A 26041-nucleotide genomic window follows, 5' to 3' on the forward strand; every position below is an offset into this window, starting at 1 on the left:
TGATTGGTCAGCCAGAGATAAGCGGGGCAAGGGTCAAGGGCAAGCGGGGCGGTGGGTTTGATGGACGTATCGTGGATTTTCGGTAGTTGAATTTCAATCTCGTCTTCAGCTGGAAATTGTGATCATTTCAGCATCTACTGTCTATATCGGCGCCGCAATTCTTCAGAGTTTATTTATGGGATGGACTGAGGCGGATGTTGTCATCGACGTTTATTTTGATCCAACCTTATCTGAGGGCGATTTTCTGACCTTGTCGATTTCTACCCCGGTTGGTGATATACAGGTTTTGGGTCATGTTGAATTTTTTGAACCGGGCACGCTCATATTCAGTGATGCGCATATCGCAGGCCTTACAAGGAATGCTCTCGGCTGGGCTCATTTGCGACAGGTTATGAACATCGCTCTGGAAAGGGGTGGGTTTGATGAAATCATCATTAAGGGAAGCTCTCGGTCGACTGGGGCCAATCCGGGCCACATCCCCAGACCTTTCAGGGTCTCCCGCAGCCGTTAGGTTGACAATACCTTCCGACAGAAACGATGTCGACACGGGCGCTGCAATCATCGTTCTGCATACGTTGGGAGGTCTCCCTATGCCGGCATCGAAGCGGGTGGTGGAAGAGCTATGGGATAATGCTGTGCTTTATGTGGATCTTCCAAGCGTTCCAGATGTTGAAAAGCTTAACGTCAGCCTTGGGCGATCAGGCGTCGCGATGCAGATACTTGTGGAGAGAACTCGGCAAGAGGACAGTCGCCGGACTGAAGAGACTGCACACGCTGCTGAAATGGTTGCGTCTCGCTGATGTTCCCGGCTTTGCGTATCTCACCTGCGCTCCGTGATCCCTTGAGAGATCGATCACTGTTTCGCCAGAAAACAACGCAGGCATGGGATGAATTCCAGGAAACCGGGCTCCACGCGACGATGGAGGAGGTCGAGGCTTGGCTTTCAAGTTGGGGAACTGAAGAGGAACAGCCCGCACCTCTATGCCATCGGTGAGCGGATAAGATCGAGACGGTTCTCCTCTATTTCCATCCACAGGCGCTTCCCCCGGTTTCCGGCCATTTCCCCCTCGCGGTTAATCACATTGTCACATTTTGGGACGCAGCGGGTGGTCAAAGCGGGAAAGCTCCCCTAGTTTCCGCCCGTCCGAGTAAGTTGGATGGAAATAGCATGACATCATTGAAACAGGCGGCTGTGTTGTTGGTGGCCTTGGGCTCGTCCATGGCGGCTCCCATCGCAGCGCATGCCATCGATAGCAAAGTGGCCCGCCAACTGGATGCGCTCACCCCGGAAGAGCGGCGCGAGCAGCGTTGCGATATCGAGGCGATGAGCCGTATCTCCAAGGAAGAGAAGGGTTTTCGGCCTGACAAGGTGATTGCCTATACCTTTTCCGATCCCATTGAGCAGGGCAACCTGATCAAGGCGCCGGGTGCTGTCTTCCGCAGCGGTGGAGATTGGTATCGCCTGAAGTACAAGTGCGAAACCGCCGAGGACGGCCTGAAGGTGATGTCCTTTGATTACAAGGTGGGGGCCAAGGTGCCGCGCGAAAAGTGGCAGGAATATTATCTCTACGACTGATCGCAGGCCGGGTTAACCCGGCAATTGCGGTATCTGCTTCCGCTCCGGAAAAAGCTCCTCGTAGATCGTCATCATGATGAGGGACAGCGGCAGGGCAAGCATCGCGCCCACCGCGCCCCACATGAAGGTCCAGAACAGGATCGCGATGAACACGATGAAGGGATTGATCTCCCACTGACGCCCCATGATGGCGGGAAACAGCAGGTTCTCCATGACAAGGTGAACGGTGAAGAACACGATGGCGGGCAGCAACCCCAGCAGCAGCGTATCGTGCGTCAGGACACCGCCAATCGTGACCGCAATCGTCATCATGGTGATGCCGAGGAAGGGGATGAAGCTTGAGAGAAACGCGAAAACACCCCAGAGAATCGGCATTGAGAGCCCGCCGAAGAAGGCGATGCCGGTCATGACCACACCGAGCCCCATATAGAGCAGGCAGGCGGTAGAGAAGTAATAGCCCAGTACCTCCTCGACGGCGTTGAAGATGCGGATGGTGATCAGCCGCTGCCGGCGTGTGGGGAAAGCCATAATCGTGGTGCGCCTGAGCTTCAGCCGCCCGTAGAGAAACAGCAGCAGCGCCCCGAAGAAAATCAGCGTCTGAATGATGGCGGGCGTTACATTGCTGGTGACGATGCCGAGGATATTGCCGCTGTTCTGCATCAGCGAATCCATCGACATCGGCCCCTTCTGCAGCGCGGAGGGCGAAATGTTCAGCCAATGCTGGCGCTCCAGAAAGGGTGTCATGCGATCGAAGGTCTGCTCCACCACCTTTGGCCCTTCCTGGATCATCATCGACACCGGTTCGATCAGCGCGTTGACCAGCAGGAAGAGCGCCAGCATGACAAGCGTCGAGAGAATGAGCGCGATGCCGAAGCGCGGCACGCCGAGCCGCCCCAGCTTGTCAGCCGCCAGCCCCAAGATCATGCCGACGACCACGGCAAGCGTGACCGGTTTCAGGATCAGCGAAAGATAATGCACCACGGCGAGGCCGATGATCGCAAAAATGCCGATCACCGCCCAGGCTTTTGCCACTTCCAGCGCATCGCGGCCCAGCGGTAGAAACTCCGCATCCTGGTTGTAGACGGCCACCTCGTCCTGGCGTGCGGCCTCATGCGCGATCACTTGGCGCTTGTGCCGGCCGTTCTGTCTCGTCTGTTTCGCACTGATTGTGGCCATGGTCCCGGGTCCCCTATCGCGCCGCCACAACGTTCAGGAGAGTAAGGGGTTCCACGGCTGGTGGAGTGATGCCGAGAGCGCTCCGTACATCGAGAGAAACAGGCGGCTTCCGGAGACCGTATGGTGGCATTTACCAGTTATGCGAGTATAGATTTGTTCCCGCCATCATTATCTCGGGATATCGTATGACGGAAATGCAGCACCGCGAATGGCCGAAGCGGTTCACCGTGACGATTAAAGCGGCGCCGCGCGTCGGCAATCTCTATTGGTGCGCATTCCACGACGAGCGCCATATCCACATCCCTGAAATGTGGAAGATTCGACCTGTCGTCATCGTTAGCCGCCAGAACAGTCTTCGGGGAAAGGCAACAGTTCTGCCGTTCTCGACTTCAGAGCGCAATACGTACGGCGCGTTTGCCTTTGAAGCCAGTGCAGAAACTCAAAAGCTGTTTGGCAGCGCGACCAGAACCTGGATCTTGTGCGACCACCCTGTGACGGTTGCAACGTCACGTCTGTCTCAGATCAAGGGTAAGGTGCCGAAGCTGCACCGCGACGATCTCGCAGCGGTGCTTGAATTGATGCTGAAAAGTCTGGCATCGCCGATGTTATAACCATGGGCTTGGCGGCAACGAGTTTGACACGTGCTTGGCTAGCGCCTATATTCCAAACATTAGCGGGGTTGCAAAACCTTCGCCGCCCGGTAACGGGAGTCATAAGCGGAGCCACCCGAAAGGGTGGCTTTCGTCGTTGTAGGGAGGTATCCCCGCTGATTTTCGTCATCCTCGGGCTTGACCCGAGGATCCATGCTTTCAATGGCTTATGGATGGTCGGGTCAAGCCCGACCATGACGTCGGAGAGGTCGTTGCTCGTTGGGCAGCCAACTGAGGGGTCGCTCCATCTATTCAAGCGCTCAGCGTCAGTCCAATACCCCAAGGATCCTTCAGCGCGTGGCCGGATGCGGTGCGCTCCGTCGGAATTTCCATCTTGTCCAGGCTGGCCAGCGCCTTGTCGAGACCCGCCTGATCGTTGAACTTAACGCTGTAATCAGAAAGCCCGCTCATATTGGCCTGGCGGGCGCTGGCGCCACGGCTGTTCCAGATATTGGCGGCGATGTGGTGGTGGTAGCCGCCGGTGGCAAAGAAGCTGGCGCCCGGATAGCGCGCCATGATCTTCAGCCCGAGCACGTCGCGATAAAAGGCATCGGCTTCCGGAATGGCTCCGACTTGCAGGTGGATGTGGCCGATGGCAGTCCCCGCCGCCATGCCGCCCCAACCTGTCTTCGGTGCTTCATCATAAATGGCCTGCAGGTTTAGTGGCTCGGTTGCCATTTCCACGGTGCCATCGGCAAAATAGGTCCACTCGCGGTGCAGCCGGTCGCGGTAGATCTCGATGCCATTGCCCTCCGGGTCGGCCAGATAGATCGCTTCACTCACGAGATGGTCGGAGGCGCCCTGAAGCTGAACGCTGTTGTGAACGGCATGCGCCAGCCATGCCCCCAGCTCCTGCCGGTTCGGCACCAGGAAGGCGGTGTGGAAAAGACCGGCCGCATTGCGCGGTGCGCGCGCCACGTTGCCGCCCGTCGTCAAGGTCAGCAAAGGTTGACCTTCGACGCCCAAAACATGGCCGCTCGGGCTCGATTCCAGAACGGAAAGCCCGATCATCTGCTGATAGTAGCGGGAGACCCGATCCAGATCCGTCACGACAAGATGCGCCGTGCCCACATGGGCAGGCCGGGTCAGAGCAAAGGCAGCATTGGGGGCGGTGGTGTCGGTCATGATCAGTCCAGCATTGGCAGTAAGGAGAATATGTCGCTTCTCTTTCGTTCACGAAAGAGCCCAAAGCAGCGAAACATCGTTCGATAAAAGCGAACAGCGCTTATCGTTCACGTCCAAATTGTTCCCGCATATTTGACCTCGCTCAAGGTTAACGACCGCCCGCCATCAGAAACTGCCTCCATACCGAACAATGGAGTTGGTCATGTATAGTTCGATCATCGTCGCGGTGGATGTCGCCCAGATCGACCGGGCGGAAAGCATCCTATTGAAAGCCTCTGCTCTTTCCTCGCCCGACGGGCGCATTACCCTCGTCAATGTCATCGAGGAAGTGCCGGGCTATCTCACCATCGAGATACCCGACGACCTGATGATGACGGCTCGGACCGACAGTGAAACGCGGCTGCGAGCGCTAAGGGATCGTGTGGGCGTCAATGCCGGCATTGAAATCCGCAACGGCTCTCCCGCCCGGGAAATTCTCACCGCCGCCGAGGCGAACAATGCCGATCTGATCATCATCGCATCCCACAAGCCCGATCTGTCCAACTACTTCATTGGCGCAACGGCCGATCGCGTGGTTCGCCACGCCAAATGCTCGGTTCTGGTCGACCGATGACGATATTTGGGAGGATCAACAAGATGACTTTGCAAGATACGGCACTGTTTGCGCGGCTGCTGGTGGCGCGACAGGCAGAATTGGAAGAGCGCCTTCGAAAGATCGAGGCGGATTTCGAGGCGCCGCGTAACCCTAATGATGATGACCGCGCATTGGAGCGCAACAATGACGAAGTGCTCGATCGTCTGGGGGATGCAGGCCAGAAGGAGCTTGCAGCCATCGAGGCGGCGCTGGATCGCATTGCGCATGGCAGATTTGGCATCTGTGCCCGCTGTGGAGCACCCATCGGCCAGCAGCGCCTGCGGACCATTCCCCATGCCGCGCTTTGCGAGGCCTGCGCGGCAGATGGCTGATATGACAGCACATAACCAATTTTGATCGCCCGTGCCTGATGCGCGGGTTGTCTCCTGCGGTCTTCTCTTTCACACTGCCGGTGCAAACAGACGGAGACCGCATGACTGAACGCTTTCGATTCGGACGCGATTACGACCTTCACGAGCTCGTCGCCGATGGGGTCGTGCACGGTATCGGGATCGTTCTGGCGTTGATCGGCGTGACCGCGCTGATCTTTTACGCCACGCTCTGGTCGACACATGGAGAACTGGCCGCGGCCTGGATCTATGGCATCGGTCTGGTGCTTTGCCTTGGCACGTCGTTTACCTACAATCTTTGGCCGAATTCCAAGACGAAGTGGATCCTGCGGCGGTTTGATCATTCGGCGATCTTCGTGCTGATCGCCGCGACCTATACGCCGTTTCTGGAAAAGGGTTCGGATGATCCGCTGGTGTTTGCCATGTTGATCTTCGTCTGGACCGTTGCAGCTGTCGGCATCGCGCTCAAATGCCTGTTTCCCGGTCGTTATGATCGGCTGGCTATCCTGCTTTATCTCGGCATGGGCTGGAGCGGCGTCATCGTGGCGCCGCCGCTATCGGAGCGGCTGCCGGCCATCACGCTTCTGCTCATCGTCATCGGCGGTATCATCTATTCGCTCGGCGTCATCTTTCATGTCTGGGAACGCTTACGCTTCCAGAATGCCATCTGGCATGCCTTCGTCATTGCCGCCGCTGCCGTACATTATTCCGCCGTGATGACCTGTTTCAGCCTGAGCGGGGCATGATTGGCTGAGAGCCTCGAAAAAGGCCAGCCCTGCCGGAACCTGAAGGCTTCGCCGCGGTTCGTCTCGGTGAATTCCCGCGACATGACAGGCCTTTCCATGCCAGCCTCCTCTTCTTCCAGTCTCCGGAGCTCGGCCACTCGCCGGGAGTCTGATCAGGTCTTGCGAAGCCACCTTCCGCGCTGGCTGATTGAGGTGCTGAGAGACAACGGCATTCGCCGCATGAGCCGCCTGGCGGCGATGTCGGATGCGGAAATTCTAGCCCTTGATGGAGTGGGGCGGCGCTCACTGGAACTGATCCATGCGGAACTATCACGACTTCGCAGCGTCGCGCCTGGCGATCCATCCTCACCAGCATCAGCACATCTCTGATCTCGTCCGGTTTCATCTGGACGTCTGATCACATCGTCTGCTAAGTGATACGGAAAGTATACTATAGTGGAAGAGACGATGACCGCTCCTGTTATTCGCGATGCAGTCGAGGCTGATCTGCCCGCCATCATGGACATTTATAATGATGCAGTGGCCAACACGACAGCGATCTGGAACGAGACGCAGGTGGATCTCGAAAACCGCCGGCACTGGTTTGCGGCGCGTCAGGCACGGGAATTTCCCGTGCTGGTCGCTGATATCAACGGACAGGTGGCGGGCTATGCTTCCTATGGCGACTGGCGTGCCTTCGAGGGTTTCCGCCATACGGTGGAACATTCCGTCTATGTCCATCATGATCATCGCGGGGCAGGGCTCGGCAAGACGCTGATGCAGGCGCTGATAGCCCGCGCCGGGGAAAGCAATATTCATGTGATGGTGGCCTGCATCGAGGCCGGCAATGCGGCCTCGATTGCCCTGCATGAAAAGCTCGGTTTCCAGCTTGTCGGCGTTCACCGGCAAGTGGGCATCAAGTTCGGCCGCTGGCTGGATCTCGCCTGCCTGGAGTTGCGGGTTGGGTGAGGGGGAGCGATCGATTTTCGATCCGTTCAACGCTTGCACAAGCGCCTTCCCTACAAGACAAAGAATTGCTCGCTGGTATGCTTCAACCTGAGGGTGAAGCGGCAGGCTCACGCCAGCCGAGCTAACCGGCGAGGATGAGCCGCGCCGGGTGAGGCAGCAGGCTCTGCCCTTGAACGGGAGTGATGGCATGTGGTTGATACCATTTAGCATCACGCTGACGATAAGAAAAACCCGCACGAGCTGGCAAGCTACCGTGCGGGTCGATTTCTTAGCATAAGCGAAACGGATCAGGAGTTACCGCTCCTGATCCACTCCTGAAATATATCCTTAAGCAGAATAATCTTCAAGTTGATCCGTCGGGCTATAGCCTCACCCCGCAACCGCAGCCTTCCGCCCCGGCAGTGTCATGGCGATAACGCCGATCATCACGAAGGCGAGGCCGATCCAGGTGGTGACCGAAAGACGCTCGCCCAGAAAGATGGCGCCGATGCCGACGCCGATCGGCACGCGCAGAAAGGCCTGCGAAGTGGTGGCGACGGAGCCCAGCGTGTTGACCAGCCGGAAATAGATGGCGAAGGCCAGCGATGTCGAAAAGGCGGATAGTGCCAGCAGCGCTGCAAGTGAGGGCAGGGAGGGTGAGAGCGTCCACGGGTGGTCGATGACAATGCTTGCGGGCAGGAGCAGGACGGCGCCGCAGACGAGTGAGCCAGCCGCCGGCATCATCGGGTCGAGACCCTTAAAATTCTTGCCGTAAATCGCGCCGCAGGCGTAGCAGACGGTGGCGCCCACCACGGCGAGCTGCGCCAGCACATCGCGACCGAGACCGTTCAGTGCGCCAAGACCGATGATCAGGCTCGCCCCCATCAACCCCGCCACGACGCCGGAGAGCTTGCGGGCGGATACCGCCTCATGGCGGGTGACGAGCGCGGTAATCAGGAATGTCACAACCGGCGTCAGCGAGTTGAGAATGACGGCGAGTCCGGCATCGACCGTCTGTTCGGCCCAGGCAATCAGCGTGAAGGGCACGGCGCTGTTGAGGCAGGCCTGCACCAGGAATCGGCCCCAGACGACGCGATCCCTTGGCATGGAAAGACCCCTCAGTCTCAGCACTGCGAGAAGCAGGCCGCCCGCAATCAGGGTGCGCGCCGCAATCAGCGTGACCGGTGGAATGGTTTCGATACCGACCTTGATAAAGGTATAGGCGGACCCCCAGCAGGTGGCGAGAAGCAGCAGAAGAAGGAGTTCGCGGGCAAGATTGGTCTGTACGGGCATTGCATATCGGTTCCTGTGACTCTTGCCGTCTCACTACTCCCTATAGCGAACCGAATGCTTCGGCCATGGCCGAACTGTTGCGCCCTGACACGTTGGTACGGTGCTGCTACAGTCCGCGCATGTCGAACATTGCTTCCGGAAATGCGATCGCCGAGATCGCCCATCTGATTGGAGACCCTGCGCGGGCCAATATGCTGCTGGCGCTGATGGGCGGGCAAGCGTTGACGGCGGGCGAGCTTGCCTTTCACGGTCACGTCACCGCACAGACCACCAGCGGCCATCTCTCCAAGATGGCGGAGGCGGGTCTCATCGCCATGGAAAAGCAGGGCCGCCATCGCTACTACCGGCTGGCCTCACCGGATATCGCCGCCGCCGTGCATGCCCTCATGAGCGTCGCAGCTGTCGGTCCGAAGCGGCATCGGCCCGTTGGCCCGCGCGACGAGGCGCTGCGGCTTGCCCGCACCTGCTATGATCATATGGCGGGGCGGCTGGCGCTGGCGGTTGCCGATGCGCTGGTGGATCATGCCTATCTGCTGATGGCGGATGGCGCAGCGCTGGTGACGGAGGAGGGGCGCCGCTTCTTCTGCGATCTCGGCGTCGATGTCGACTGGTCCAGTTCGGCCAACCGCCCCCTCTGCCGCTGTTGCCTCGACTGGAGCGAGCGCCGCTCGCACCTGGCGGGGCGGCTGGGTGCGGCGCTTTTGCAGCGGCTGCTGGATCTGAATTGGCTCACGCGCGTGCCCGAAAGCCGGGCGCTGGCCTTCTCGCGGTTGGGTGAACCCGCTCTCGTGAAAGCCTTCAACCTGCCGGATAATTGGCGGGAGCGGCGCTCAGCTGTCTATCCGGTTCTGACGGAGTAGGATAGGTATGCCGAGCAATCGCCTCACTCCGCCTCGAACACCATGGCATGGCCGTTGATACAGTAGCGCAGGCCGGTCGGTGGCGGGCCGTCCGGGAAGACATGGCCGAGATGGCCGCCGCAATTGGCGCAACGGATTTCGGTGCGCACCATGCCGTGGCTGGTGTCGCGAAGCTCGATCACCGCATCCGGTTTGACAGGCTCAAAATAGCTCGGCCAGCCACAGCCGGAATCGAACTTGGTATCGGAGACGAACAGCGGCTCGTCACAGCCTGCGCAGCGGTAGAGACCCTTTTCCTTGCTGTTCCAGTAGGGGCCGGTAAAGGCACGCTCCGTGCCGGCCTGGCGCAGGATGCGGTACTGTTCCGGCGTTAATTGCTCGCGCCATTCCGCATCCGACTTTTCAATCCGGGGTTTTGACCTATCTTGCATCGTCTACTCCTCTTTTAGGCGATAGATAGGAATTCTCGCGCTGGATAAAAAGTCCGACATCGTTTCGTTTTGCGATCTAAAAAGATTGAGCCAGCGGATTCATTACCCTAAACAGTCACTCTCTCGCCCGCTTCGTAGCGGCGAAACGTCATGCATGATGCAACGCGCAAGCAGGGAGCCGAAGTTCCGGTCATGACCTTACTTTGTCTATTCCTGCCGTTGCTCGCTGCTATCGCTGCGCCCGTCTTGACTGCAAGACTGGGGGCTGCATCTGCCTGGATACTGGCGCTCGCACCCGCTTTTTCCTTCGTCCACTTTGCAGGCTTCCTGCCGGAAATTGCCGCTGGCGAGGTGGTGACGGGCGGCTATATCTGGGTGCCGAGCTTTAATCTTTCCTTCTCCTGGTTTCTGGATGGGCTGTCGCTCACCTTCGCGCTGTTGATTACCGGCATCGGCACGCTGATCGTTCTCTACTCCGGCGGCTATATGAAGGGGCATCCGCAGCAGGGCCGCTTCCTCTGCTTCATCCTGCTGTTCATGGGCGCCATGCTGGGCGTGGTCGTGTCCGACAGTTTCCTGATGCTGTTCTTCTACTGGGAACTGACCTCGATCACCTCCTTCCTGCTGATCGGCTTCGATCATGAGCGCGCGGCGGCGCGCCGCTCGGCCCTGCAGGCGTTGGTGATTACCGGTGGCGGTGGATTGTGCCTGCTGGCGGGCCTCATCTTTCTCTGGAACATGACGGGCGTTACGCAGCTCTCGCTGCTCATCCATCAGGGCGATCTCCTGCGCCAAAGCCCGTATTACCTGATGGCGCTTCTTCTCGTGCTTGGCGGCTGCTTTACAAAGTCGGCGCAGTTTCCCTTTCACGCCTGGCTGCCGAACGCCATGGAAGCGCCGACGCCCGTCTCGGCCTATCTGCATTCCGCCACCATGGTGAAGGCGGGCGTCTATCTTTTGATGCGCCTGCATCCGGCACTCGGCCACACGCCTGCCTGGGAAATTCTGTTGCCCTTCTTCGGAGGGCTGACGCTTATGATCGGCACGCTGTTGGCAATCCGCCAGACGGATCTGAAACTGGTGCTGGCCTATACCACCATAGCCTCGCTCGGGCTTCTGGTGTTGCTGACAGGCTTCGATTCCCCGCATGCAGTGACGGCGGCGGTGCTGTATCTGGTGGCGCATTCGCTGTTCAAGGGCGCGCTCTTCATGGTGGCAGGCATTGTCGATCACGAGGCCGGAACCCGCGACATGACGCGCCTTGGCGGCCTGTCGCGCGCCATGCCGGTTACCTTCGCGGCAGCCGTGCTGGCAGCCGCCTCCATGGGTGGCCTGCCGCTCTTCTTCGGTTTTCTCGCCAAGGAAGAGATTTACGCCGCGCTTGCAGGGGGAAATGCGCGGGCCATCCTGTTCACGGCAGTCGCGGTGCTCGGCAACGGCCTGATGTTCACCGCCGCTTTTGCGGTTGCGCTAAAGCCCTTCATCGGGCCGAAGGTGGAGACGCCCAAGCATGCGCATGAGGCGCCGGCCTTGTTGTTGATCGGCCCCGTGGTTCTGGCGGTCCTTGGTCTGGTTGCGGGTGTCGCCTCCAGCCTTGCACATGCTTACGTCTCGACTCCCATGGCGAGCGCCGTGGAAGGGCGTCCGGTGCCGGTGACGATATCAACGGTGCCGCATCTCGGCCTGCCGCTGCTCTTGTCCGTCGTCACGGTCGCCCTTGGCGTACTCGCCTATTGGCAGCTTGCCAGGCTTCGCGAGGTCATGGCACGCCTGCTGGAGGCGATCGGCCCCGGTCCGGACAGGGCGTTTGATCATGCCCTTTCCGGCCTGGTGCGCGTCGCGGCACTCATCACGCGCATCGTTCAGTCCGGCCGGCTGGAGGTCTATATCACCGCCACCTTCATCCTGATTGCGGTGGTCCTGCTTGCGCCCATGTTCGTCTATGGCGAACTGCCCGCCTGGCCCACCTGGCCCAAGGGCGTCATGCTGCATGAATATGCGATCTTCCTGCTGGCGGGGGCTGGCGTGATTGCGGTGCTCCGGGCCCGCACGCGGCTTAATGCCATCGTCTCGCTCGGCATCCAGGGCTTTGCTGTCGCCGTCATCTTCCTGCTGTTCGGCGCGCCGGATCTCGCCTTCACCCAGTTCATGGTGGAAACGCTCTCGGTCGTCATTCTGGCACTGGTCATGACGCGGCTGCGGCTGCTGGACTCCGATCCGCGCCCGCTCGGCCAGATGCTGCTCGATGTCGCCGTTGCGCTTGCCTGCGGCCTCGGCTTCGCGCTCTTCCTGCTGCGCACCACGCAAGGCCCGTTCGATCAACGGCTGACGGAGTTCTTCAACGCCTATTCCAAGGTGATCGCCCACGGCGCCAATGTGGTGAATGTCATCATCGTCGATTTCCGCGGTACCGACACGCTGGGCGAAATCGCCGTCGTGATGATCACCGGTCTCGCCATCCTGGCACTCATCCGCATGCGCGGCACAAGCGCGTTGAAACCGGCGGATAACAATCCTGACGAAGCGGAGGGTCGCGAGGCATGAACACGCTGATCTTCCGCACGGTCGCGCCCTTCCTGACGGCGCTGATGATGATGTTTTCCATCTTCGTGCTGCTGCGTGGCCATAATGAGCCGGGCGGCGGCTTCATCGGCGGGCTGATTGCCGTCTCGGCGCTCGCCATCTACGGCATCGCCTATGGGGTCACGGCCGTGCGCCGCGCCATCTGGTTTCATCCGCTGTCGATTGCCGGTTTTGGGTTGGCGCTTTCCGCAATCTCCGGCCTCCTCTCGATGCTGGCCGGCGTGCCGTTCATGACGGGCCTCTGGATCTATCCGGAGCTCTTCGGCGTGCAGGTGCCGCTCGCGACGGTCATGTCCTTCGATATCGGCGTCTATTTCGTCGTGCTGGGATCGATCACCTCGATCGCGCTGACGCTGGAAGAAAGGGATGACGACTGATGGAAGCCCTGTTCTGCGGCCTTGTCGGCCTGTTTTTCTCCGTCGCCATCTATCTCATGCTGTCGCGCCATTCGGTACGCATGCTGCTGGGGGTGGCCATTCTCGGCAATGCGGTCAACCTGTTGCTGTTCACCTCGGGGCGTCTGACGCGGGAGGTGCCGCCCATCATCAGTGCGGGTATGGATGCACTGCCGTCAGGCGCCGCCAATCCGCTGCCGCAGGCCCTCATTCTGACGGCGATTGTCATCTCCTTCTCCTTCTTCTCCTTCCTGCTGGTTTTGACCTACCGCGCCTATCAGGCGCTCGGCACGGATAATACCGACGATATGCGCCTCGCCGAACCGAAGGATGAACCCATGCCGCCGCTCGGTTATTGAGGGAGACGATATGGCCGCTCCAACTCCCGTTGATCTCTCCGCAGCGCTGGTGCTCACCGCACCTCTGCCCGGCGACTGGCTGCTGATCCTGCCGCCTGTGACCATGATCCTGTTCGGTGCCGTGCTGATGATGCTGCGCAACCGCATCCAATGGCATGGCGGCATTGGTGTTGCGGGCCTTGCGCTGCTGGTGCTGGAAACCGGACTGCTGCTCGCCCGGGTGGCGGCAGGCGGTCCTCTCACCATGACCATGGGCCGCTGGCTGCCGCCCTTCGGCATTGCCTTTACCGCCGATGTGCTCGGCGCTCTCATGGCCTTCGTGGCGAGTGTCGCAGCACTGGCGGCGGGGATCTTTGCGCTTGTTGATATCGACAGCGGCGCCCGCCGCTACGGCTTCTTCCCCTTCCTGATGCTCCTGATGGCGGGCGTCACCGGCGCCTTCCTGACGGGGGATATCTTCAACCTCTATGTCTGGTTCGAAGTGCTGCTGATTTCCTCCTTCGGACTCCTGGTGCTGGGCTCGGAACGGGAGCAGATCGATGGCGGATTGAAATACGCGATCCTCAACCTTGTTGGCACGACGCTGTTCCTGATCACGGTCGGCTATCTCTACGGCGTGTTCGGCACGCTTAACATGGCCGATATCGCGCTCAAGGTTCGCACGATCGAGAACGCGCCGCTGATGACGCTTTCCGCGCTGTTCCTCATGGCCTTCGCCATGAAGGCTGCGGCCTTCCCCGTCAATTTCTGGCTGCCGGCCTCCTATCACACGCCGCGCATCACGGTTTCGGCCATCTTCGGCGGGCTGCTGACCAAGGTCGGCGTCTATGCACTCCTGCGGGTCGTCGTCATGCTGTTCCCGCTGCAGCGGGAAGAATTGAGCACCGTTATCGCTGTGGTGGCGATCCTGACCATGGTCATCGCCGCTCTCGGCATGTTGGCGCAGGATGATCTGCGCCGGATGGCGGGCTTTGCCGTCATTCTCGGCATCGGCAATGTGCTGGCAGGGATCGCGACCGGCACCACGGCGGGCATCTCGGGCGCGGTGCTCTACGCGCTGCATTCCATGCTGACCATGACCGCGCTTTATCTGATCATCGGACGCGCGGCCCTGCTGTCCGGCGGTGAATGGCGGCTGTCCGGGCTGGGCGGGCTTTATGCGGCGGCACCCGGTTTCGCCTTTCTCTCGCTCATCCTGTTTCTCGCCGTCAGCGGCCTGCCGCCGGCATCCGGCCTCTGGCCCAAAGTGTCGCTGGTCAAGGCGGCCCTCGATGTCGGCGCATGGTGGCTGGCAGGGGCCATTCTCGTTTCCGGCTTTCTATCGACGATCGCGCTCGCCCGCGTCTTCCTGCTCGCCTATTGGCGGCCTGCCCCGGAAAGAGTGCCTGGAAAGTCCACCCTCGGCAGGCGCGATCAATGGCGCGTAAACCTGCCCGTGGCGGTGCTTGTGCTCGTGTCGCTCGGCTTCGGCCTGTTGCCGGAACAACCCATGAGCCTGACGCAATCGGCGGCGTCGTCGCTGCTGGAGCCCTCCGCCTATATCCGCTCCGTTTTTCCGCAAAAGGTGACGCCATGACCGCCTTTACGATCAATGTCATCTTTGCGGTGTTCTGGGTCGCCGTCAGCGGCAGCGCCAGTCTGCTCAACCTGATGCTTGGCTTCCTGGTTGGAGCCATGTCGCTCGGCCTCATCCGTGAGCAGGCCAACGGCACCAGCTATCTCAGGCGCATCGGGCGCATCCTGTCGCTGATCCTGCTGTTCTTCAAGGAGCTTTCGCTGTCGGCCTGGCGGGTCGCGGTGCTGGTGACGCGGCCTAACATGCAGCTGAAGCCCGGCATCTTCGCCTTTCCCCTCACAGTCGACCGCGATTTCGAAATCACGCTGCTCGCCAACCTGATCACGCTGACGCCGGGTACGCTGTCGGTGGATGTCTCAAAAGATCGCAAGCGCCTCTTTGTCCACGCGCTTGATTGCTCCGACGTGGAAGCGGCGAAGCGCGACATCGCCGAAGGTTTCGAGCGCAAGATCCTGGAGGCCTTCCGATGATATTTGCCGCGAGCTTTCTGAACCTTGCAATCTGGATCGGCCTGGCACTCCTCTCGCTCTCGCTGCTGCTGACGGGCTGGCGTGTGGTGCGCGGCCCAACTCTTGGCGACCGGGTGGTGGCGCTCGACATGTTGGTCGGCATCGTGCTTGGCTTCATCGCGGTGATCGCCATCAAGACCGGCTTCCCGCTTTACATCGATATCGCCATCGCACTCGGGCTTGTCGGTTTTCTGGCAACCATCGCCTTCGCCCGCTTCATTCTGGCGCGCGGGGCAAGTGAAGAAGCGGTGCGGGAGCGTCAGCGGCTGGAAGACCTGCATGAGGAGAGGGGAGGCCAAGCATGAATGCGCTCATAACCATCATCACGGCACTTTTGATTCTCTCCGGTTCTGCCTTCGCGCTGATCGCGGCTATCGGTCTCAACCGGTTGCCGGATCTGTTTACGCGTATGCATGCGGCGTCCAAGGCCGGCACGGTGGGCTCCGGCCTGTTGTTGCTTGCGGCGGGCCTGCATGCCGATGACTTTGCAATTCTTGTTCGTGCAGTGGCCGGATTTGTATTCTTTGTTCTCACCGCTCCTATTTCGGCACATCTTGTTGCGATGGCCGCCCATAAGGTGGGCTACAAACTCGATTCGCGCAGCGTCATCGACGAACTTGCAGAGGATGCCTCTTGAATAAGAGCGGTTCGGCTATAGGTACATGCGGTTTGTCAATTTTCCGAATGTGAGTCGCATTGGAAGCATTCGTTCAAAAACTTGCAGCATAGAACGACGTTTCGTAAAATGTATTTGGACTTTGCAGCGATCAATGCTAATCGCTTTCGAGTAGAGCCAAGATATAGACGATGGTTCGCTCATCCCTTCGGAAATGTCCAGCCACGCACTAAATCGTGGGAATGTGACGAATGGGCTGGCGCATAAACCGAGTATGTATCAGTATCCGACACTGCTATCGGACGAACGAGGGAATCTAGGGGTGGATATACCCACGTTCGTAAGACGCGTGCGCGTTACCGATGGCTGATGCGGAGGTTTTACAACGGGCAGGTCGAGCAGGGCCGGCCTTCCATTGATTTTGAACAGGAGACTTGAAATGACAGAAACCGTGTCGGGCAAAAGCCCCGATCTACTGGTGGAACTGACCGCCGATATTGTAGCAGCTTACGTCAGTAACCACGTTGTTCCGGTTGGCGATCTCTCGAACCTGATCTCGGACGTCCACGCCGCTCTCAGCAACACGACCGCGCCTGCACCTGCTGTTGCGCAGGTTGAGAAGCCGAAGCCGCCGGTTCCGATCCGCAAGTCGATCGAAGACGACTATCTCATCTGCCTGGAAGACGGCATGAAGTTCAAGTCGTTGAAGCGTCACCTGATGACCCATTACAACATGACGCCGGAAGAATATCGCGAGAAGTGGGGCCTCCCCGCTGACTATCCGATGGTTGCGCCTGCTTATGCTGAAGCGCGTTCGCGCCTCGCCAAGGAAATGGGCCTCGGTCAGCGCCGTAAGCGCGCCGCCAAGTAATTTCTTTAGTATCTTTTCCTCTCCCGGCCGGATTTCAAACCTTCGCGCCGGGAGAATTGTATTTGCTGTTACGATGACCCTAGACTTAAGCAGATGACCCGCTTGCAATAGTCGGCTCTCGTGGATTTCGCGCCTGTTGCCTGATATTCAAAGATCAGTTCAGGAGGGCTTTCCATGAAATCGGTGTCCGTATTCGCAGCCGCTTTGCTTCTGTCTGTCGCGTCTGTCCAGGCGCAATCGGTAACGCGCGCCCGTGGCGGGGATGTGCTGGAAAGCTATACGGCCTATATCGGCAAAAACGATCTCTACAATTCTCGGGGTGAGCGGCTGACGCAGCCCTGGCAGGTGATCCGTCAGGATCGCGCCAACTACCATGTGTTTCATATTCGCGACCGGGGTGATGAAGGCGACGACTTCTTTTCCGATGCCAATAATCGCGAGCGGCTGGAGCGCATGGTCGCCAACGGTTCCATTTCCCGCCAGGCCGGCAATATGCTGCTGCAGGGCGATTGCTGGGTGAAGGTACAGATCATCTCGCGCGGCCAGAGCGACTCCTATGTGGATGTCGAAGTCTGGCGTTGATGGGGATTGGGTGAGGAAAATAATCCCATAAATTTCTGTGCTGAGCAGAAAAATACAAGCGATATCAGTGTTCGTATATCGGACAGCATTTTTTGAAATTCCCCTGCCTCCATTAAGGTGTATGAATTAATTCCTATAACAGGGAGTTGTTCATGTCCGAGAACCCATTCAAGCCTTTTCGCGATCCGCGTCAAGCGCGCGGCCTGCCGCCTGCCCTGGAGGGCCAGGCGGATCTTCCCCTGCCGCAAGCACCCGCCAGCCTGCCGCTCCCCCGCATCTGCAGGATCGTCAGCCATGTCGTCAGCGAATTCGTGATGTTGACGGGGGAGCGTGTGCAGATGCGTCGGGACCGGCGGCGGTTGATCTGCCACATACGGCAGATCGCCATGTATATCTGCCACGTGACGCTCAGCATTCCATTGAATGATATTGCGAACGCCTATGGCAAGGATCGTTCCACCGTCGGCCATGCCTGCGGTGTGGTGGAAGACCGGCGTGACAATGCGGCCTATGACGAGTTCGTCGCCACCATTGAGCGTCTGATCAAGACGATCTTTGGCCAGATGGAGCCGATTGCCTATGAGTAAGCGCTCGGTTGTTAAAACCCATTCCGCAAAGGGCGGCACGGTCAAATTGCTGCGGCGTCTGGTGCGTGGACCGATCCCCCTCGGGGAGGGTCGGGATGGCATAGCTGCCGACGCACCGGAAATGCGGGCGCTTCTCTCGCAGGGACTGGCGGAGGCCGAGGGTGGTTCGCTTCGCCTGCGACCGGAAGGCAAGGCCTATCTGCGTCGCCTGCTGTCACAAATGCAGGAGGAGGCGTTTCAGGACCAGCATCGCGTGATCGAGAAGGCGGAGATTTTGCTGGATGGGGCACGACACGCTGTGCGCCGTAATCTGGCGGAATCGCCGCTCGGCCCGCTGTCACGCCTCAAGGACCGGGGAGGGCAGCCCTATTTCCTGGCCGAGACGGTGGAGGCGGGGGAAAGGCTGGCGGCCGATTTCGAACGCGGCCAGTTGCAGCCTCGCGTCACCGCCTCCTGGGAGCCAAGGCTGGGGGAGCGTACCAAGAGGCAGGCGGGCGGCATCGCTGATCTGACCGATGCGGCGGCGGCTGCACGGCTGCGCTTCAACCGCGCGGTCGAGGCCATGGGGCCCGAACTATCAGGCGTCGCGGTGGATGTCTGCTGCTTCGGCAAGGGACTGGAACTGGTGGAACGGGAGCGTGACTGGCCGGCTCGTTCCGCCAAGTTGATGCTGCGTGCGGCCCTTCTGTCACTCGCCCGCCATTATGCCCCGCCGCCGGTGCGGCCTCGTTCCAGCCACCATTGGGGTGCGGAGGATTATCGGCCGAGGATGGAGTGAGGTTTGGTAAGGTGTCAGGCAGTCTATGCTGCTATCACCCCCCTCTGCCCTGCCGGGCATCTCCCCCACAAGGGGGGAGATCAGTTGGGGCGCCGCTTTCAATCCTTCAAAAACACAAGCAGCAGATGCTGCAAATCCGGTACCTGTTTGAGGCAGAGCCGTGCAGCGAGTCGATCTCCCTCCTTGTGGGGGAGATGTCCGGCAGGACAGAGGGGGGTACAATTACGCGTTAGATTTGCGCTTCCCCTGTCAGGTGCCCGAAGGGCGGATGAGGGGGCATGACGTGTTACGGGTGACTCATACCAAATGTCGATGATAGGAACCGATTGCGCCGGAGCGATTTTGGTTTCAGGCGAGGAGAAAACCACAGTCGGACCCATCGGTCCGGCGCGGATTTTCGACGACATCCGGGGGGGCAAAAGCGCCCTGTCCTTCGGATGGGCCGGAAATTCTTCACCGACTTTGTCGCAATCCTCGACCGATGCGGGAGCATCGCTCTCCGGTATGCGTTCCACGTCGGATGAAGGCCTCCGGTCCCACGCAATCGGTTCCTATCATCGAGATTTGGTATCAGATCAGTCTGCACTCAAGCCGGCGACAGCGCGCGAGCCTCGTCGCGAATGCGGCGGACCATGGAGCGCAGGCCGTTGGCCCGCTGCGAGGAGAGGTTCTCGACGAGGCCGATGCGGTCGAAGATCTCGATCACATCCGTCGCGGCAATCTCGGAGGCACGCTTGCCGGAATAGGCGGCAAGCACGATGGCAACCAGCCCGCGCACGATATGCGCGTCGGAATCGCCCTCCAAGGTCAGCACCGGGTCGGCGCCTTCGCCGTGATGGGTGACCACCCAGACCTGGCTCGCGCAGCCATTCACCTTGTTCTCGGCGGTTCGCTTTTCCTCGGCCAGATCCGGCAGCGCCTTGCCCAGTTCGATGACATAGCGATAGCGATCTTCCCAATCGTCGAGGTAAGCGAAATCGTCGATGATCTGTTCGATGCTGGCCATGCGCGTCTGTCCTTCGGTTCCATCTCTCATATAGGCAGAGCAGGGCACGGCGTGAACGAAAAAAACGCCACGAGAACAGGTTTCTCGCGGCGCCAGCAAAGGCTGAAGTTAAACCGGATCCCGGAGATACGGGCCGAAATCCGGCGGCAGTACAGGCACAACAGGCATCGGGGTCGCCGATGCAAGCTCTTAAAAACTCAGTTTGTGGCCGGGCGCTTCATCGGCAGCGGTACGACAGTGCCTGTCTTCACGGCATCCGCGTCGCTTACCTTTACATCCTGCGGCTTGGGCGGCATCGGCTGGGCGGGTGCCTCTGCCAGATGGCGCGGGGCGGGGTTGGCATCGGCAAGCTTGGCCTTGTTGTCGACCTTGCCGTCAGCCTTGTCGCCGGCCAATTGGTTGTCAAGGAACTCGAATGCGACGCGGGCACCTTCGCGGGCCCGGTAGCTGAGGGCGGTAAAGGCCTCGCCACCCTTTTCGCAGACGTCCGGCTTCTGCTTGCAGATGGAGGCGATATAGCCATAGGCTTCCGTGGCGGCCGAGATAGCATCCGAGACCTGTAAGTCCTTGGTGCCTGCAGGAGCGGGCGTCGGCTGGCTGCTGAAATAGGACAGCACTACCAGCACCATGGCAAAGAATACGCTACCTTTGATCAGAAACCACATGTCATCTCACCTGTCCGCTTCTCGTCGGCGCCGGGCTTTTCCGGTCTTGTGGTTGGACCCTACGACCGATGGAAGAACACGGCCTTGAGATCAGCAGCAGCATTTTTCTCAAATTTGTATCGCATTTTATCGACTGGTGCCGAAACGATGCTCAAATCACATTTGCAGCGCATTTTAACGAGCCGTGTTAAGCATAATTGTGGCGGCCTCCCGTAATCCCCGGGCTTTGCGGGGCGCAATTTGCCTGACAGGTTAACAGATTTGCGAAAATGCAAGAAAATCCGCCGCTTACGCTGTGTTAACCACAAGCGGAATTGCTTCGTTCCGGGACAGCCAAACCCGCTTTTTGAGGCTTTCGCAGGCCAATCCTGAGCCTGTTTTTATAGTTTCCTTAAGCGGGCGGGGCCTATGTTCGGGCATCGAGATTCGCGATTAGGTACAGGCGTGCGCGTATTGACCGACATTGGCAGGAGACTGGTTTCCCATGTGGACCGGGTCGGCCTGCATTGGCTTCAACGGATGGGAGAGGGGGATACCCTCAGCCCTTCGGATGCCGTTGTCCTGCGCCGCATCACGATCGCTTCCCTACTTCTCCTGCCGCTTCTGACGCTTGCCCTGATGCCGCTGGTAGGCCTTGCCTTCGCGTTGCCGCTGGCCGCTGCACTCGGCTCTGCCGCCTGCCTGTGCCTGATGGCGGCAACGCTTTCCATTCTTCGTCACCGCAATGACAATATTGCAACGGCGCCCGTGGACGCTACGGTCTTCCTCGATCATGTCCCGGGTGTGACCCTGATCTTGGATGCGCAAGGCATCGTGCAGAGCTGCGCCGGTCGCGACCGCGATCTTCTGCCTTCCGCGATCCAGATGCCGGAAGGCCGGGCGCTGGCCGAACTCGTGCATGTTTCCGACCGCCTGCCCTTGGCACAGGCACTGGACCTGCTGCGCCAGGGCGCGCCGAAGGCGCTGGTGGACGTCCGCGTGGAGCGCGGACCGGACGCTGCTGCCGGCCGTCAATTGATGAACGTGCAGGCCGACCTTTCCGCCCTTCGCGATGGCGAAGGTGCGCTTGTCCAGGTGCTGGTGCAGTTGCGCGATGCGAGCGCCGAGCGCCAGCTGCGCGATGATCTCGCCATTCGCAGCGAAGAGGCGCAAAGCGCGCATGAGGCAAAATCCCGCTTTCTCGCCGCCGTCAGCCATGAGCTGCGCACGCCGCTCAATGCCATTCTCGGCTTCTCGGATGTGTTGGCCGGTGAATATTTCGGCCGGCTGGAAAACGATCGCCAGCGCGAATATGTGGCGCTGATCCGGCAGTCGGGTGCGCATCTTCTGTCCGTCGTCAACACCATGCTCGACATGAGCCGCATCGAGGCCGGCCGCTATGAGCTTGTCACCGAACCCTTCCGAATTGCCGACGCCGTGGAAACCTGCCGCGCCATGCTGGACCTGCAGGCCAAGGCCAAGGGCATCACGCTGACGGCTCGGGTTGCGCGCGGTCTGGACGAGGTGGTGGCAGATCGCCGCGCCGTTCAACAGATCCTCATCAATCTCGCAGGTAATGCCATCAAGTTCACCAACAATGGTGGTGTCGTTTCCATCGATGCGGTGGCCGAAGGCGAAAGCCTGAAGATTACCGTCAGCGATACCGGCATCGGCATTGCACCGGAAAAGATCGCGCTCATCGGCCAGCCCTTCATGCAGGTGCAGGACGATTACGCCCGCGCCTATGAGGGCACCGGTCTTGGTCTGGCGCTGGTGAAAGGCCTTGTCGCCCTGCATGGCGGTACGTTCGTGATCGAAAGCCGTGTGGGTGAGGGGACCGTGATTGCCATTCGTCTGCCGTTGAATGGTGTATCTGCTGCGCCATCCACAGGCGGATCGGTCGAGGCGATTGAATTTCCGCCGCGCTTGCATAAGTCTCAAGGCGTGACGATAACTGTTGAACAGGAAGCTGCGCATGACCGCGCAAAAGCGAAGACCGCCTAGCCGGAGAAAACCTCCGGTGAAGGAGCCGGGTCTTCTCTTGCGGGTTCTGAGTGCCACGGGCAGCCTGCTGCTGCGCCGTCCCGGCCGGGTGGTGGGCGGCATTTGCGTCTGCATGGCCTGCAGCTTCGTCTTTGCCAATGCGTTGTGGTACCAGCCGGGAGACCACCCGTCGCCCTTCCTTCGCACGCGTGATCCCAACCATCCCGATGCCATAGCGGGCTTGCGGGCCAGCCGCCGGCCGGACCCCTCCAACGTCACGACGTTCAAGATCGAGCGAGCCGAAGAGGCAGAGCCGCAGAAACCGGCAGCGCTCCAACAGACCGCAGCCGCGGTGATCGGCGATACGGCGATGGTGGCGGAGATCCAGCGGGAACTGACCCGTCGCGGCGTCTACCAGGGCCCAACGGATGGTATCAATAGCAGCAGTACCGAAGCGGCCATTCTCTTTTATGAGGAAAGCGCCGGCCTTCCGATGACGGGCAAGCCGACCCGAGAACTGCTGGCTATGCTGCACACGCCGCCGCCTCCGAAGACGGCGCCTGCACCGGCCCCTGCCGCGGCATCCGCCCCGGTTCAGCTTGCGGCACCGGCGCCTGCACCGGCTACCCGCAAGGAAGCCGTTGCGGCAGCGCCTCTCCCCCCTGCGCAGGATCACCCGAAGCAGGCCGTATCTGCCCCGACGACTGGGCCCGTTCCGGCGGCAGACGGGCCCGCGCGCCATGCGGCAGCGCATGTGGTGCCCGTTTCGCGCCCGGCGGGCAACCTGCAGGCGGAAGACCCTGTCGCAGCCGCCATCCGCGCGGCTTCCAAATCCGCGCCGCCCATTCCGCCAGCCGACATTCCCTCCGTCGCCAAGACCAAGGCTGTCGCAACACCCGTCAAGGCCACGCCGACCTCGGCAACGACGGCGGCTGCCGCAAGTGCTGCCGCCACTGCGGGGCCGGAGGCGGACCGCATCATGAAGATCCAGCGCGGGCTGGTGAACATCGCCTATACGGATGTGACTGTCGATGGCGTGGCAGGCGCGCAGACCAAGGCGGCGATCCGCCATTTTCAGAAGCATTACCGCCTGCCGGAAACCGGCGAGCCTGATGAAGCCGTGCTGAAGAAGCTGAAGGCGATCGGCGCCCTCTAAGCGGACAAGTGCCGCTTACTTCGGATGTTCCTGCGCAAACACCAGCAATTGCCAGATGACCGGGCCCAGCACGATATGCTCGTGATGATTGGTGGGAATGGCCGTGCCCCTGGGCACAACGATTTCATCGCCACAGTTCTTGCAGCGATAGATGCCGGAGTTGGGCGGAGACTGCCCTGGCAGCCAGCCATTGTCGAAGGCACTGACATCGCTTTGCTTCAGATGCGCTGAATACTTGAACTTCGCCATGGTCACTCCAGCATCCGGCCGATATTGAAACAATCGAAGCCGGTGAAAATTGCGGAATGTCAACATATGACCACCGCTCACGTCTATTCCTACTTCGCCATGTGTTGCCAAAGAGCAAAGGAAACTGACAATGCGTCTCAAAACGGAGCTCTATGTCTCCGCGCTCACCCGAAGGGTGTTTTCGCAAGGGGGCTTTGCCGCTGTTGAGCGCAAGGGGGCTGGGGAGGCCGGGGCGATCTTCATCCGCCATCGGTTCCGTGATGGCCGCGAAGATCTCTACGGTCCAGCACCGCAGATGATGATCGAGGAGGACGGCACCCGCCGTTTCGAAAAGCGTCTTGCGGGCGTGGAAGCCCCCGAGGTGGAGGCACTGATTGCCCGCGAGGCCCGCTTTGATTCCGACCTATGGGTGATCGAGCTGGACCTTGATGATGTGACCGACCTGTTTCCGGTCGTAGAGGGGTGAGTGGGCGACGGAATGTCGCCTACTCACCGCATAGCCGGACGGCATTGGAATAGTCAGGCTCTTCAGAAACAGGTCGTCAAGCCTTTGGCATTATAGGGTTTTGAGATATTCGAGCAGGGCCTTCTTGTCTGCATCCGGAAGTGCCGTGCCAAATTCATGGCCGCAGCGGCTGTTGCCGGAATTCAGATCATTGCAGCCTGTTGTGACTGTTGTCGTGCTCAGGCCGGATTGCGTGGCGCTCAAGCCGATCTTGACCGGATCGTACTCTGCGCCCACGGGAAATTGTGCCGGGCGTTGATCCGAAGGCTTCAACAGGTCCTCAAGCGTCGGGACGGATCCATTGTGCAGATAGGGGGCTGCTGCCCAGATGCCTTCAAGAACGCGAGACTCATAGGCATAATTTTCGGTGCTTGCTGTTCCCTTCGCTGCGGTGGCATTGGCGGAGGCCGGATCCCGAGATGCGGGAAATGCATTCTGCAGTTCCTTGATGTCAGAGCTCAGGCCCTTTTCGGCGAGCGCTTTCGACGCCAGTTTCATCACCAGATCGTCTCCGGATCCGAAGATAAACGGTGCGTAATTCTGCAAGATAGAGCCGAGAACAGAAACAGTCAGGATATCGATCGACTTTTCGGACGCACCCAGTCTCTTCAGAGAGAAGGGTATGGGGGCTCCATTGAGCACGCCGGTTTTTGCAGTCCAACCAAGAATGTTGTATTCGCGCGTATCCGTTCCAACGTTCATGATGGGCGTTGCCCAGGTATTGTTGAAGAAGGCCCGGGTCTTGCCGGGCGTGATTCCATGACATTCAACACAGCCACCGGCGGCGCTCGAGCGATTGAAAACAGCTTGACCTTGAGCCGCCAGTTGCGGGTTTGTCGCGAACGGATAGTGCGGAGGACCGATTTTCTTGATCAGGTTCTCCAACGTCCCCAAGCCGGAAAAATTGACCGAATTCAGGTGCTTATAGTTTATCTTGAGAAGCGAGCTGGGATCCTTCTTCGGTGCGAATTCGCCAAAAACCCCGTAAACTTCTCCCACATTGCGCGCCAATGCCAGAATGTCGCTGCCATTCGCGGCGAAGCCCGGCCACTGAGTGAAGTCTTGAATTGAAGCATTCCAGAGGAAGGGATAACGGACCGGCGCGTCAGCCGGTTTAAGGTTTGAAACGATCAAACGGTTCTGCGTCGTTCCAATATCCAGCCCCGTCAAGCGGTTGAAGATCATGCCGACAGCGTCAAGCCGTGACATCCCCCAGCTCTCGTGCGGCAGTCCGTGCTGCGCGATGGCGTGATAGCGTTCGTACCAAAGACTGAATTCCTTTTTCAGGACGGACAGGAGAACCGAATTGTCATAGCCCGAAGCCAGGACCTGACGGGCAAATGCCTCAAATGCAGCCGGATCGGTTGCGATCTTGGTGGCCGCCTTATCCAGATCCGTCATAAAACCGTGAAAGTCGACAATCGCCGGACCGCCATCAATGCGATAGTTCGCACCCGAGACTGTGATCTGTCGCGTGTGACAGGCGGCACAGGTCATGCCGACATCTTGATGCCCCGATGTGCCGGTGATCGGAAAGCCAACCGCAATTCCTTGTTGTGGCGCGTCAAGCGGCAAATAGCCGTATCGCGCCAGGTTGTCTTTCAGGAAGGGGGTGCCATCAGGAAGTTTCAGTGCCTGCAACCAGGAGAGCTTGATGAGCCTGGAACCCTGATCCTGCGTGTAGAATTGAACGCGACTGGTATTGTTCCAGTTTGGCCCCTGGTCACTGTAGATAATATCCGCAAAACCCTGTCCGCTGGACAGCAGACAGCATGCAAAACCGATAATAAATTTGAACGCCTTCATCTTCGCCCCCGTACGAAAATCAATCCATGAATGTATTTTTTATACATGCACGCAATGATTTCAAAGGC

General features: G+C 59.7%; 32 protein-coding genes. 24 read left to right on the forward strand and 8 right to left on the reverse strand.

Going from position 1 to position 26041, the window contains the following annotated elements; translation table 11 throughout:
* Nucleotides 1-118 precede the first annotated feature (118 nt).
* The 3 genes from Q2T52_RS05140 (at nucleotide 119) to Q2T52_RS05145 (ending at nucleotide 1576) form a co-directional block, all read left to right on the forward strand.
* Nucleotides 119-511 carry a hypothetical protein gene (locus tag Q2T52_RS05140; protein ID WP_302075582.1) on the forward strand — a complete coding sequence of 131 codons (393 nt, stop codon included), beginning with the start codon at nucleotides 119-121 and terminating at the stop codon, nucleotides 509-511.
* Nucleotides 512-799: 288 nt separating this feature from the next.
* The gene (locus tag Q2T52_RS26930) at nucleotides 800-994 is read left to right on the forward strand and encodes a hypothetical protein (RefSeq protein WP_495677192.1); all 195 of its coding nucleotides are present in this window, start codon (nucleotides 800-802) and stop codon (nucleotides 992-994) included.
* A gap of 183 nt (nucleotides 995-1177) precedes the next feature.
* Nucleotides 1178-1576 carry a DUF930 domain-containing protein gene (locus Q2T52_RS05145; RefSeq protein ID WP_436799501.1) on the forward strand — a complete coding sequence of 133 codons (399 nt, stop codon included), beginning with the start codon at nucleotides 1178-1180 and terminating at the stop codon, nucleotides 1574-1576.
* A 12-nt stretch (nucleotides 1577-1588) separates the two neighbouring features.
* Here Q2T52_RS05145 and Q2T52_RS05150 read toward each other — a convergent pair whose 3' ends face one another.
* Nucleotides 1589-2752, reverse strand: a complete 1164-nt coding sequence (locus tag Q2T52_RS05150; RefSeq protein ID WP_302075583.1) for an AI-2E family transporter — start codon at nucleotides 2750-2752, stop codon at nucleotides 1589-1591.
* A 185-nt stretch (nucleotides 2753-2937) separates the two neighbouring features.
* On the opposite strand from Q2T52_RS05150, the gene Q2T52_RS05155 reads away from it, so the two are divergent.
* Nucleotides 2938-3363, forward strand: coding sequence for a type II toxin-antitoxin system PemK/MazF family toxin (locus Q2T52_RS05155; RefSeq protein WP_302075584.1), 426 nt, complete (start codon nucleotides 2938-2940; stop codon nucleotides 3361-3363).
* A 291-nt stretch (nucleotides 3364-3654) separates the two neighbouring features.
* Here the strand turns inward: Q2T52_RS05155 and Q2T52_RS05160 are convergent, their stop codons facing one another.
* Nucleotides 3655-4527, reverse strand: coding sequence for a VOC family protein (locus Q2T52_RS05160; RefSeq protein WP_302075585.1), 873 nt, complete (start codon nucleotides 4525-4527; stop codon nucleotides 3655-3657).
* Nucleotides 4528-4729: 202 nt separating this feature from the next.
* Between Q2T52_RS05160 and Q2T52_RS05165 the strand changes: the two genes are divergently transcribed.
* The 5 genes from Q2T52_RS05165 to Q2T52_RS05185 all read left to right on the forward strand — a co-directional run bounded on the left by Q2T52_RS05165 (nucleotide 4730) and on the right by Q2T52_RS05185 (nucleotide 7205).
* Nucleotides 4730-5140 (forward strand): universal stress protein, encoded by a 411-nt coding sequence (locus tag Q2T52_RS05165; RefSeq protein ID WP_302075586.1) that lies wholly within the window; start codon nucleotides 4730-4732, stop codon nucleotides 5138-5140.
* A 23-nt stretch (nucleotides 5141-5163) separates the two neighbouring features.
* Nucleotides 5164-5493 carry a TraR/DksA family transcriptional regulator gene (locus tag Q2T52_RS05170; protein WP_302075587.1) on the forward strand — a complete coding sequence of 110 codons (330 nt, stop codon included), beginning with the start codon at nucleotides 5164-5166 and terminating at the stop codon, nucleotides 5491-5493.
* Between the two features lie 101 nt (nucleotides 5494-5594).
* On the forward strand, nucleotides 5595-6257 hold the full coding sequence (gene trhA / locus Q2T52_RS05175) for a PAQR family membrane homeostasis protein TrhA (RefSeq protein WP_302075588.1): 663 nt from the start codon (nucleotides 5595-5597) through the stop codon (nucleotides 6255-6257).
* Between the two features lie 159 nt (nucleotides 6258-6416).
* On the forward strand, nucleotides 6417-6626 hold the full coding sequence (locus tag Q2T52_RS05180; protein ID WP_302075589.1) for a helix-hairpin-helix domain-containing protein: 210 nt from the start codon (nucleotides 6417-6419) through the stop codon (nucleotides 6624-6626).
* Between the two features lie 78 nt (nucleotides 6627-6704).
* On the forward strand, nucleotides 6705-7205 hold the full coding sequence (locus Q2T52_RS05185; RefSeq protein ID WP_302075590.1) for a GNAT family N-acetyltransferase: 501 nt from the start codon (nucleotides 6705-6707) through the stop codon (nucleotides 7203-7205).
* A 369-nt stretch (nucleotides 7206-7574) separates the two neighbouring features.
* Here the strand turns inward: Q2T52_RS05185 and Q2T52_RS05190 are convergent, their stop codons facing one another.
* Nucleotides 7575-8477, reverse strand: a complete 903-nt coding sequence (locus tag Q2T52_RS05190) for a DMT family transporter (RefSeq protein ID WP_302075591.1) — start codon at nucleotides 8475-8477, stop codon at nucleotides 7575-7577.
* Nucleotides 8478-8596: 119 nt separating this feature from the next.
* Here Q2T52_RS05190 and Q2T52_RS05195 point away from each other — a divergent pair, with 119 nt between their 5' ends.
* Complete coding sequence (locus Q2T52_RS05195) at nucleotides 8597-9337, forward strand: ArsR/SmtB family transcription factor (RefSeq protein ID WP_302076042.1); 741 nt, start codon at nucleotides 8597-8599, stop codon at nucleotides 9335-9337.
* Nucleotides 9338-9360: 23 nt separating this feature from the next.
* On the opposite strand, the gene msrB is transcribed toward Q2T52_RS05195, so the two are convergent.
* Nucleotides 9361-9768, reverse strand: a complete 408-nt coding sequence (gene msrB / locus Q2T52_RS05200) for a peptide-methionine (R)-S-oxide reductase MsrB (protein ID WP_302075592.1) — start codon at nucleotides 9766-9768, stop codon at nucleotides 9361-9363.
* 150 nt (nucleotides 9769-9918) lie between these two features.
* Between msrB and Q2T52_RS05205 the strand changes: the two genes are divergently transcribed.
* From Q2T52_RS05205 to Q2T52_RS05255, 11 genes are all read left to right on the forward strand, one after another.
* A complete protein-coding gene (locus tag Q2T52_RS05205) occupies nucleotides 9919-12312 on the forward strand; it encodes a putative monovalent cation/H+ antiporter subunit A (protein ID WP_302075593.1) in 2394 nt (797 codons plus the stop codon).
* Nucleotides 12309-12728, forward strand: coding sequence for a Na+/H+ antiporter subunit B (locus Q2T52_RS05210; protein WP_302075594.1), 420 nt, complete (start codon nucleotides 12309-12311; stop codon nucleotides 12726-12728). Before Q2T52_RS05205 ends, Q2T52_RS05210 begins: the two co-directional genes overlap by 4 nt.
* The gene (locus Q2T52_RS05215; protein WP_302075595.1) at nucleotides 12728-13105 is read left to right on the forward strand and encodes a Na+/H+ antiporter subunit C; all 378 of its coding nucleotides are present in this window, start codon (nucleotides 12728-12730) and stop codon (nucleotides 13103-13105) included. Before Q2T52_RS05210 ends, Q2T52_RS05215 begins: the two co-directional genes overlap by 1 nt.
* A gap of 10 nt (nucleotides 13106-13115) precedes the next feature.
* A complete protein-coding gene (locus Q2T52_RS05220) occupies nucleotides 13116-14681 on the forward strand; it encodes a Na+/H+ antiporter subunit D (RefSeq protein ID WP_302075596.1) in 1566 nt (521 codons plus the stop codon).
* Nucleotides 14678-15151: a Na+/H+ antiporter subunit E gene (locus tag Q2T52_RS05225; protein WP_302075597.1), complete on the forward strand. Its 474-nt coding sequence runs from the start codon at nucleotides 14678-14680 to the stop codon at nucleotides 15149-15151. The genes Q2T52_RS05220 and Q2T52_RS05225 overlap by 4 nt, the downstream gene beginning before the upstream one ends.
* Complete coding sequence (locus Q2T52_RS05230) at nucleotides 15148-15495, forward strand: cation:proton antiporter (protein ID WP_436799488.1); 348 nt, start codon at nucleotides 15148-15150, stop codon at nucleotides 15493-15495. The genes Q2T52_RS05225 and Q2T52_RS05230 overlap by 4 nt, the downstream gene beginning before the upstream one ends.
* Nucleotides 15492-15827 carry a monovalent cation/H(+) antiporter subunit G gene (gene mnhG / locus Q2T52_RS05235; protein WP_302075598.1) on the forward strand — a complete coding sequence of 112 codons (336 nt, stop codon included), beginning with the start codon at nucleotides 15492-15494 and terminating at the stop codon, nucleotides 15825-15827. The genes Q2T52_RS05230 and mnhG overlap by 4 nt, the downstream gene beginning before the upstream one ends.
* A 418-nt stretch (nucleotides 15828-16245) precedes the next feature.
* A complete protein-coding gene (locus tag Q2T52_RS05240; protein ID WP_302075599.1) occupies nucleotides 16246-16677 on the forward strand; it encodes a Ros/MucR family transcriptional regulator in 432 nt (143 codons plus the stop codon).
* A gap of 174 nt (nucleotides 16678-16851) precedes the next feature.
* A complete protein-coding gene (locus tag Q2T52_RS05245; RefSeq protein ID WP_302075600.1) occupies nucleotides 16852-17259 on the forward strand; it encodes a hypothetical protein in 408 nt (135 codons plus the stop codon).
* Nucleotides 17260-17411: 152 nt separating this feature from the next.
* The gene (locus Q2T52_RS05250; RefSeq protein ID WP_302075601.1) at nucleotides 17412-17846 is read left to right on the forward strand and encodes a helix-turn-helix domain-containing protein; all 435 of its coding nucleotides are present in this window, start codon (nucleotides 17412-17414) and stop codon (nucleotides 17844-17846) included.
* A complete protein-coding gene (locus Q2T52_RS05255; RefSeq protein WP_302075602.1) occupies nucleotides 17839-18624 on the forward strand; it encodes a DUF6456 domain-containing protein in 786 nt (261 codons plus the stop codon). The genes Q2T52_RS05250 and Q2T52_RS05255 overlap by 8 nt, the downstream gene beginning before the upstream one ends.
* 586 nt (nucleotides 18625-19210) lie before the next feature.
* Here the strand turns inward: Q2T52_RS05255 and Q2T52_RS05260 are convergent.
* Nucleotides 19211-19630 carry a SufE family protein gene (locus Q2T52_RS05260; protein ID WP_302075603.1) on the reverse strand — a complete coding sequence of 140 codons (420 nt, stop codon included), beginning with the start codon at nucleotides 19628-19630 and terminating at the stop codon, nucleotides 19211-19213.
* Nucleotides 19631-19827: 197 nt separating this feature from the next.
* A complete protein-coding gene (locus Q2T52_RS05265; RefSeq protein WP_302075604.1) occupies nucleotides 19828-20295 on the reverse strand; it encodes a DUF5330 domain-containing protein in 468 nt (155 codons plus the stop codon).
* A gap of 408 nt (nucleotides 20296-20703) precedes the next feature.
* Between Q2T52_RS05265 and Q2T52_RS05270 the strand changes: the two genes are divergently transcribed.
* A complete protein-coding gene (locus Q2T52_RS05270; protein ID WP_436799489.1) occupies nucleotides 20704-22278 on the forward strand; it encodes a sensor histidine kinase in 1575 nt (524 codons plus the stop codon).
* A 16-nt stretch (nucleotides 22279-22294) separates the two neighbouring features.
* On the forward strand, nucleotides 22295-23413 hold the full coding sequence (locus Q2T52_RS05275; RefSeq protein WP_302075606.1) for a peptidoglycan-binding domain-containing protein: 1119 nt from the start codon (nucleotides 22295-22297) through the stop codon (nucleotides 23411-23413).
* Between the two features lie 15 nt (nucleotides 23414-23428).
* Here Q2T52_RS05275 and Q2T52_RS05280 read toward each other — a convergent pair whose 3' ends face one another.
* Entirely contained in the window at nucleotides 23429-23662 is a 234-nt protein-coding gene (locus Q2T52_RS05280; RefSeq protein WP_302075607.1) for a hypothetical protein, read from the reverse strand.
* A gap of 130 nt (nucleotides 23663-23792) precedes the next feature.
* Here Q2T52_RS05280 and Q2T52_RS05285 point away from each other — a divergent pair, with 130 nt between their 5' ends.
* Complete coding sequence (locus Q2T52_RS05285; protein WP_302075608.1) at nucleotides 23793-24128, forward strand: DUF1491 family protein; 336 nt, start codon at nucleotides 23793-23795, stop codon at nucleotides 24126-24128.
* A 90-nt stretch (nucleotides 24129-24218) separates the two neighbouring features.
* Here Q2T52_RS05285 and Q2T52_RS05290 read toward each other — a convergent pair whose 3' ends face one another.
* The gene (locus Q2T52_RS05290; protein ID WP_302075609.1) at nucleotides 24219-25973 is read right to left on the reverse strand and encodes a di-heme-cytochrome C peroxidase; all 1755 of its coding nucleotides are present in this window, start codon (nucleotides 25971-25973) and stop codon (nucleotides 24219-24221) included.
* Between the last annotated feature and the right edge of the window lie 68 nt (nucleotides 25974-26041).

The sequence above is a fragment of the Rhizobium oryzicola genome, assembly GCF_030504645.1.
GTDB classification, from domain to species: Bacteria; Pseudomonadota; Alphaproteobacteria; order Rhizobiales; family Rhizobiaceae; genus Neorhizobium; species Neorhizobium oryzicola.

Excerpts from the sequence above, each read along its gene's own strand:
- Q2T52_RS26930 (WP_495677192.1), top strand. The coding sequence starts at position 800 with ATGTTCCCGGCTTTGCGTATCTCACCTGCGCTCCGTGATCCCTTGAGA.
- Q2T52_RS05150 (WP_302075583.1), bottom strand. The coding sequence starts at position 2,752 with ATGGCCACAATCAGTGCGAAACAGACGAGACAGAACGGCCGGCACAAG.
- Q2T52_RS05155 (WP_302075584.1), top strand. The coding sequence starts at position 2,938 with ATGACGGAAATGCAGCACCGCGAATGGCCGAAGCGGTTCACCGTGACG.
- Q2T52_RS05160 (WP_302075585.1), bottom strand. The coding sequence starts at position 4,527 with ATGACCGACACCACCGCCCCCAATGCTGCCTTTGCTCTGACCCGGCCT.
- Q2T52_RS05165 (WP_302075586.1), top strand. The coding sequence starts at position 4,730 with ATGTATAGTTCGATCATCGTCGCGGTGGATGTCGCCCAGATCGACCGG.
- Q2T52_RS05170 (WP_302075587.1), top strand. The coding sequence starts at position 5,164 with ATGACTTTGCAAGATACGGCACTGTTTGCGCGGCTGCTGGTGGCGCGA.
- trhA (WP_302075588.1), top strand. The coding sequence starts at position 5,595 with ATGACTGAACGCTTTCGATTCGGACGCGATTACGACCTTCACGAGCTC.
- Q2T52_RS05185 (WP_302075590.1), top strand. The coding sequence starts at position 6,705 with ATGACCGCTCCTGTTATTCGCGATGCAGTCGAGGCTGATCTGCCCGCC.
- Q2T52_RS05190 (WP_302075591.1), bottom strand. The coding sequence starts at position 8,477 with ATGCCCGTACAGACCAATCTTGCCCGCGAACTCCTTCTTCTGCTGCTT.
- Q2T52_RS05195 (WP_302076042.1), top strand. The coding sequence starts at position 8,597 with ATGTCGAACATTGCTTCCGGAAATGCGATCGCCGAGATCGCCCATCTG.
- msrB (WP_302075592.1), bottom strand. The coding sequence starts at position 9,768 with ATGCAAGATAGGTCAAAACCCCGGATTGAAAAGTCGGATGCGGAATGG.
- Q2T52_RS05205 (WP_302075593.1), top strand. The coding sequence starts at position 9,919 with ATGCATGATGCAACGCGCAAGCAGGGAGCCGAAGTTCCGGTCATGACC.
- Q2T52_RS05210 (WP_302075594.1), top strand. The coding sequence starts at position 12,309 with ATGAACACGCTGATCTTCCGCACGGTCGCGCCCTTCCTGACGGCGCTG.
- Q2T52_RS05215 (WP_302075595.1), top strand. The coding sequence starts at position 12,728 with ATGGAAGCCCTGTTCTGCGGCCTTGTCGGCCTGTTTTTCTCCGTCGCC.
- Q2T52_RS05220 (WP_302075596.1), top strand. The coding sequence starts at position 13,116 with ATGGCCGCTCCAACTCCCGTTGATCTCTCCGCAGCGCTGGTGCTCACC.
- Q2T52_RS05225 (WP_302075597.1), top strand. The coding sequence starts at position 14,678 with ATGACCGCCTTTACGATCAATGTCATCTTTGCGGTGTTCTGGGTCGCC.
- Q2T52_RS05230 (WP_436799488.1), top strand. The coding sequence starts at position 15,148 with ATGATATTTGCCGCGAGCTTTCTGAACCTTGCAATCTGGATCGGCCTG.
- mnhG (WP_302075598.1), top strand. The coding sequence starts at position 15,492 with ATGAATGCGCTCATAACCATCATCACGGCACTTTTGATTCTCTCCGGT.
- Q2T52_RS05240 (WP_302075599.1), top strand. The coding sequence starts at position 16,246 with ATGACAGAAACCGTGTCGGGCAAAAGCCCCGATCTACTGGTGGAACTG.
- Q2T52_RS05245 (WP_302075600.1), top strand. The coding sequence starts at position 16,852 with ATGAAATCGGTGTCCGTATTCGCAGCCGCTTTGCTTCTGTCTGTCGCG.
- Q2T52_RS05250 (WP_302075601.1), top strand. The coding sequence starts at position 17,412 with ATGTCCGAGAACCCATTCAAGCCTTTTCGCGATCCGCGTCAAGCGCGC.
- Q2T52_RS05255 (WP_302075602.1), top strand. The coding sequence starts at position 17,839 with ATGAGTAAGCGCTCGGTTGTTAAAACCCATTCCGCAAAGGGCGGCACG.
- Q2T52_RS05260 (WP_302075603.1), bottom strand. The coding sequence starts at position 19,630 with ATGGCCAGCATCGAACAGATCATCGACGATTTCGCTTACCTCGACGAT.
- Q2T52_RS05265 (WP_302075604.1), bottom strand. The coding sequence starts at position 20,295 with ATGTGGTTTCTGATCAAAGGTAGCGTATTCTTTGCCATGGTGCTGGTA.
- Q2T52_RS05270 (WP_436799489.1), top strand. The coding sequence starts at position 20,704 with ATGTTCGGGCATCGAGATTCGCGATTAGGTACAGGCGTGCGCGTATTG.
- Q2T52_RS05280 (WP_302075607.1), bottom strand. The coding sequence starts at position 23,662 with ATGGCGAAGTTCAAGTATTCAGCGCATCTGAAGCAAAGCGATGTCAGT.
- Q2T52_RS05285 (WP_302075608.1), top strand. The coding sequence starts at position 23,793 with ATGCGTCTCAAAACGGAGCTCTATGTCTCCGCGCTCACCCGAAGGGTG.
- Q2T52_RS05290 (WP_302075609.1), bottom strand. The coding sequence starts at position 25,973 with ATGAAGGCGTTCAAATTTATTATCGGTTTTGCATGCTGTCTGCTGTCC.